Annotated in this window: 3 protein-coding genes and 2 pseudogenes; all 5 read right to left on the bottom strand. The window is 74.1% G+C overall.

The features are described from left to right. Positions 1–1,055: pseudogene (locus tag GPJ59_RS33180) on the bottom strand (hypothetical protein); the annotation flags it as partial. Beyond that, a complete protein-coding gene (locus tag GPJ59_RS33175; RefSeq protein ID WP_258025288.1) occupies positions 1,056–3,173 on the bottom strand; it encodes an NHLP family bacteriocin export ABC transporter peptidase/permease/ATPase subunit in 2,118 nt (705 codons plus the stop codon). 86 nt (positions 3,174–3,259) lie between these two features. Next, a complete protein-coding gene (locus tag GPJ59_RS33170) occupies positions 3,260–4,066 on the bottom strand; it encodes an HlyD family efflux transporter periplasmic adaptor subunit (protein ID WP_219671626.1) in 807 nt (268 codons plus the stop codon). Positions 4,067–4,184: 118 nt separating this feature from the next. Next, positions 4,185–4,403, bottom strand: a complete 219-nt coding sequence (locus GPJ59_RS33165) for a hypothetical protein (RefSeq protein ID WP_219671625.1) — start codon at positions 4,401–4,403, stop codon at positions 4,185–4,187. 379 nt (positions 4,404–4,782) lie between these two features. After that, positions 4,783–5,256, bottom strand: a pseudogene (locus tag GPJ59_RS33160) (hypothetical protein); the annotation flags it as partial.

Genomic DNA, 5,256 nt, shown 5'->3' with positions numbered 1-5,256 from the left:
GTGCCGCGGCGTCGGCGGCCGGCGGAGCGGTCGGCGGATCGGTCCGCGGCACGGCCCGTGGGGCTGCCGGCGCCGGGGCCGATGGAGGCCAGCAGGGCCCGGTCGGCCTGGGTACGGGCCGCCTCGCCGGCCTCGATACCGGCCGCCGTGCGGTCCTCGTGGGCGCGCTCGGCCTGCTCGATCCAGCGGTCCAGGGCGTACAGCAGCCGGTACTGCTGGTCGACCATGCCCTGCCAGATCGCCGTGTCGAGGAGGAGGGTGGCGGACGCCGTCCCGGCTGCCTCGTAGAGGGCGCCGTACTGCACGCTGCCCGGGGGGATCTGCATCCACAGGACCTCGTCGTCGGCCCCGCCGGGGCCCGCGCCCGTGGGGGCACCGCCCTCCAGCGGGGCCTCGTAGAGCACGCGCAGGCCACGGCCGACGCCGAGGGCGAAGGCCTGCTCCAGGGGGCTGAGCGGGGCGGGGGCGCCCGCGCCGTAGGTCTCGTACGGACCGTACGGGCCGTACGGATCGTGTGTGCCGAACGCGTCGTGTGTTCCGTACGGATCGTGCGCGCCGTACGGATCGCGCGCGGACTCGTACGGCGCCCAGCCGGTGCCCGGCGCGTACGCGGGGTCCCGGGACAGCTCGCGCAGTTCGATGCGGCGCAGCCGGCAGCCCTGGACGGGCCGGCCCAGGAGGGTGTGGGCCGGGCCCTCGGCAGGGCCGAGCAGCAGGGCGCCCGTGGCCAGGCGGCCCAGGAAGTGCCAGTGGCCCGCCTGCGCGGCGTCCACGGCGAAGAGGTCGAGCTCGCCCTCCACGACGAGCCAGAGCACGTGCGGCCCCTCCAGGGCCAGGCTGCGCAGGCCCGTGCCGTCGACGGCCGAGCCCAGCGCGCCCAGGGCCGCCACGACCGGGTCGGGGGCCGGGCCGGGCGCGGCGGCGCCGGCGGTGGGCGCGGCGGCGTGCCGGTACGGGTCCGGGTACGGATACTGGTGCGCGTACGGATACGGCTGCGGGGAGGGACGGTCGGGGGGATACGGGTCCGCGCCGGTGTGCGGATACGCCTGCGTCATCTACGCCTCCCCGACCAGAGCGGCGTACGCGCCCCGCGCCGCGAGCAGCTGCTCGTGCCGGCCGCGCTCCACGACCGTCCCCCGGTCGAGGACCACGATTTCGTCGCTGTCGCGGACCGTGCTCAGCCGGTGGGCGATGACCACACAGGCGCAGCCGCGCCGCCGCAGGTTGTCCATGACCTCCCGCTCGGTCACCGCGTCCAGGGCGCTGGTCACCTCGTCCAGCACCAGGACGCTCGGACGGCGGACCAGCGCCCGCGCGATCTCCAGGCGCTGGCGCTGGCCGCCGGAGAAGTTGCGGCCGTCCTGCTCGACCCGGCTGTGGATGCCGCCGGGGCGGCGCGCGACCACGTCGTGGACGGCGGCGTCGCGCAGCGCGGCGACGACGGCCTCGTCGGGGACGGCCGGGTTCCACAGGGTGACGTTGTCGCGGACGGTGCCCTCGAAGAGGAAGACGTCCTGGTCGACGAAGGACACGGAGGCGGCCAGGACTCCGCGCGGGATGTCCGCCAGCCGCATGCCGTCGATGCGGACGGTGCCCTCCCACGGGGTGTAGAGGCCGGAGATCAGCCGGGAGACCGTGGACTTGCCGCTGCCGGAGCCTCCGACGAGCGCGACCTGCTGCCCGGGGCCGATGGCGAGCGAGAAGTCCTTCAACAGCGGGGCGTCGAGCGGGTTGTAGCCGAAGGTGATGCCGTCCAGCTCGACGTGGCCCTTGAGCCGGCGGCTGCCGGCCGGGGGTTCGCGCCGCGCGTGGAGCGGGTCGACGGGGAAGTTCTCGACGTCCGCCAGGCGCGCCACGTCGGCGGCGAAGTCCTGGACCCGGCCGGCGACGCCGTTCAGCCGGGTGATGGGCGCGGTGAAGCTGGTCACGAGGGCCTGGAAGGCGACGAGCAGGCCGACGGAGAGGTGCCCTTCCACGGCCCGCAGGCCGCCGATCATGAGGATCAGCGCGCTGTTGAGTGCGGCCAGGGTGGGCGCGACGACCGCGAGCCAGGCACTGGGCACGCCGAGCCGCTGCTGCACGTCGAGCGTGACGGCGTGCTGGCCGGTCCAGCGGCGGAAGAAGCCGTCCTCGCCGCCGGTCGCCTTCATCGTCTCGATCAACTGGAGCCCGCTGTAGGAGGTGTTGGTGAGGCGGGCGGTCTCGGCGCGCAGCTTCTGGGTGCCGGTGGCGCGCACCCGGATCACGATGCGCAGGGCCACGATGTTGAGGAGGGCGACGCCGATGCCGACGACCGTCAGCTGCGGGTCGTAGGTCCACAGCAGCACCGCGTAGAGGATCACGACCACCGCGTCCACGCCGGCGGCGGCGAGGTCGCGGGCGAGGGTCTCGGCGACGGCGTCGTTGGACTCCAGGCGCTGGACCAGGTCGGCCGGGTTGCGCTGGGAGTAGAAGCTGACGGGGAGCCGGAGCAGGTGACGCAGGAAGCGGGCGCTGCCCAGGGTGGAGGAGATGATGCGCCCGCGCAGCAGATTGGCCTGCTGGAGCGCGGTGAGGGTCGCCGTGAGCACCAGGGCGACCGCCATCGAGGCGAAGAGCACGCCGAGCAGGGAGGTCTGCTCGCCGATCAGGAACATGTCGATGTACGTACGGCTCAGCGCGGGCACGGCCGCGCCGACGACGACCAGCAGCAGGCTGGAGAGCACGGCCGCGAGCAGGGTGCCCGAGGTGCCGCGCAGGCGGGCGGGCAGGCCCCTCATGACGCCGGGCCGGCGGCCGGTACGGCGGAAGCCGGGGCCGGGTTCGAAGGTGAGGACGACACCGGTGAAGCTGCTGTCGAACTCCTCCAGCGGGACGAACCGGCGGCCCTTGGCCGGGTCGTTGACGTACACGCCCCGGCGGCCGAGGCGGCGGCCCGTGCCGTCGAACACGACGTAGTGGTTGAACTCCCAGAAGAGGACGGCCGGCGGGCGCACGCCGTCGAGCGCGGCCAGGTCCATCTGCATGCCCTTGGCCGTCAGGCCGTAACGGCGGGCGGCCTTCAGGATGTTGCTGGCGCGGGAGCCGTCGCGGGAGACGCCGCAGGCGATGCGCAGCTCCTCCAGGGGCACGAAGCGGCCGTAGTACCCGAGCACCATGGCGAGGGCGGCGGCGCCGCACTCGACCGCCTCCATCTGGAGCACGGTGGGGGTGCGTACGGCCCGGTGGCGGCGGGGGATGCGGGGGCCGCGGGAACGGCGGGGCGTGCCGTGCGCCGCGGTCACGGCAGCAGCCAGTCGACGGGCCGCTGGGCGGGGAGGTGGACGGCGGCGGTGACGGGGGTCGCGGTGTCGAGGGGGTACGGGGGGCCGTCCGCGGAGGACCAGCGGTAGCCGGACGGGGTCGCCGAGGAGCGCTCCAGGCGTACGACGACCGCGACGGGGTTGCCCTGCCGGGTGAACTGCGCGGCGAGGCGGGGGTCCGCGAGGAAGGAGCGGATCTGCACCTCGGTCTGGGGCGCGCGGCCGACGGCGGTGACGCGGCCGCGCAGGACGCCGAACCGCTGCTGCGGGGCGGAGGGGACGCTGATGTCGACGCGGGCGCCCACGGGGACGGTGCCGGCGCTGCCGCCGGGCACGTAGAGCACGGCGATCAGGGGGTCGTCGGCGCTCTTCACCCGTTCCACGGTCGCCACGTCGGCGCCGGCCGTCACGACCGAGCCGGTCCGGGCGGTCAGTGCCGTCACCCGGCCGCTGGAGACCATGCGGACGAGCTGCTCACCGCGGTCCGTGCCGACCCGGGCGACGGGCGCGCCGGCGGACAGCAACTGCCCCTGTTCGGCGAGGACTCCGGTGACCTGGCCGGCGTACGGCGACTGCAGTACGTAGCTTCCCTCGGCCCGGGTGAGGACGCCGGGGGCGCCCAGCTTGGCGGAGACCGATCCGGTGAAGGCCCAGGTGCACGCGAGTGCGACGACGGTGACGGTGACCGCCAGGACGAGCCTGCCCTGCGGTCGCGCGAAGCGTACGGGCAGATCGAGTTCTTCCGGGGATTGCAGCTTGGCAAGCGCCTTGGAGCGGAACTGCACTGACTATTCCTTCGACCGCGTGTGTTCACACAGGCGGCCACGGACCCGGAGAGGTTCGGATCGGGGACCGCCTCCGCCGAGGCGGCCCCCTCCGGGGCCGTGGCCGTCAGTGTCGTACTCAGATGCCGGCGACACCGACGTTGACGCCGACGATGCCGGTGACCTGGCCCGGCAGGCCCTGCGCGGCCTGGACGGTGTCCAGCGAGGTCACGGTGTCGAGCACGGTGGAGACGTCGCCGAGCACGGCGCCGGCGAGGCCGCCGGAGATGCCGAGGCCGCCGGAGACGGCGTCCAGCTCGGCGTCGGCGATCTCACGGGTCTCGATGTCGTTACGCATGATGTGCGCACCCTTCATTCAACTGATGGATTCTCAAAGGAGCGGAGCGGGCCAAGAAATGGACGCTCGCGCTCCGGTGCGCAGATGTAAGCACGCGAACGGGTGAGCCAGCCAATCGCGTTGACGTCGTACCGGTGCACGGAGAAACAATTCGGCGGCGCCGGCCCGGAATCATCCACCGGATCGGTGCAGTTTCTTCATGAGATCGAGTAACAGATACGGGGGGTCCGTGCGGGGCCGGGAACAAACATGGACAGAGGTGGACAAATGACTGCCCGGGCGGGCGGGGGTGGCGGCGGGGGACGCGGGGATCGGACGGGGTTGGACCGGATCGGACGGAAGTTGCTCACACGGTGTGAAGATTTGCCGGAGTTCTGGATCACCCGTGACCGGGTGCATGGCCGGTGGCCTGGCCCGGGTCGGGGCCGGGGGTGTGGCTCGGGTCGGGGCCGGGGGCGGGGGCGTGACTCGGGTGGGGGCTCTGCGTGGCGTGGCCGGCGTCGTGGGCCTCGCCGGATTCCAGCGAACCGCCGAGCCGGTCGCGCAGGGGGGCCAGGGCGGTCTCGGGGCGGGCGGTGACGATCCAGCGGTCGCCGACGAGGTAGGTACCGCCGTACGCCCGCGCCTCGGCCAGCCAGTCCTGCCGGCCGCGCTCCGCGGCGAAGGTCATGATGCGGAAGGTGCCGCCCGGCGTCTCGCAGCCGCCCTGGCGCACCTCCTCCGCCTCGACGCTGACGCTGGGCGTGCAGCCGATCGCGGCGGCGATGTCCTGGAGCGGGGCCGGCCGGGCCGCCGGGTCGGCGGCGGGGGCATCGGGGGCGGAGGCGGGACCGGTGGGGCCAGGGGCCGGGGC

Origin of the sequence: Streptomyces bambusae (assembly GCF_019400985.1) — a bacterium.
Classification (GTDB): domain Bacteria; phylum Actinomycetota; class Actinomycetes; order Streptomycetales; family Streptomycetaceae; genus Streptomyces; species Streptomyces bambusae_A.
This window is presented reverse-complemented; position numbering and strand designations above follow the sequence as displayed.

What these genes read in the sequence shown, in the direction of transcription:
- GPJ59_RS33175 (WP_258025288.1), bottom strand. Translation starts at nt 3,173, where the DNA reads ATGGAGGCGGTCGAGTGCGGCGCCGCCGCCCTCGCCATGGTGCTCGGG.
- GPJ59_RS33165 (WP_219671625.1), bottom strand. Translation starts at nt 4,403, where the DNA reads ATGCGTAACGACATCGAGACCCGTGAGATCGCCGACGCCGAGCTGGAC.